The sequence below is a fragment of the Peribacillus sp. NPDC056705 genome, assembly GCF_043656335.1.
In genome coordinates this window covers 312-848 of the sequence record NZ_JBHTYI010000075.1, presented here as the reverse complement: position 1 = coordinate 848, position 537 = coordinate 312, and the positions used below count along the sequence as shown (strand labels likewise).

The 537-nt window shown below is 57.7% G+C and carries 1 protein-coding gene; it reads left to right on the top strand.

Translation table 11 applies throughout. The annotated features are described in order from the left end of the window. A partial coding sequence (locus tag ACFRAK_RS27275) for a protein adenylyltransferase SelO family protein (protein ID WP_394572926.1) occupies nucleotides 1-537 on the top strand: 537 nt, incomplete at both ends.

The window sequence follows — 537 nt, the reverse complement described above, 5'->3', positions numbered from 1 at the left end:
AGCGCGTGGACATTCAGCTAAAGGGCGCAGGCAGAACGCCCTATTCCCGCGGAGGGGATGGGCGAGCTGCGCTTGGACCGATGCTGCGCGAATACATTATCAGTGAGGCGATGCACGGGCTTGGCATTCCGACGACCCGCAGCTTGGCGGTTGTGGCAACCGGTCAGCCTGTCATTCGTGAGCGGGATCTTCCGGGTGCGATCCTTACCCGTGTCGCAGCGAGCCATGTGCGTGTCGGAACGTTCCAATATGTTCGCGGGGCGGGCACGGCTGAGGATTTACAGGTGCTCGTGGAATACACGCTGGAGCGGCACTACCCTCAAGCAGAACGTACAGATAATCCTGCACAGGTACTGCTTCGAGAGGTGATTCATCGCCAAGCTTCTTTACTGGCGAAGTGGCAGTTGGTCGGCTTTGTTCACGGCGTGATGAACACCGACAATATGGCGCTCAGTGGAGAAACCATCGATTACGGGCCATGCGCTTTCATGGATGCGTACGATCCGGGTACGGTGTTCAGCTCGATTGATACACAAG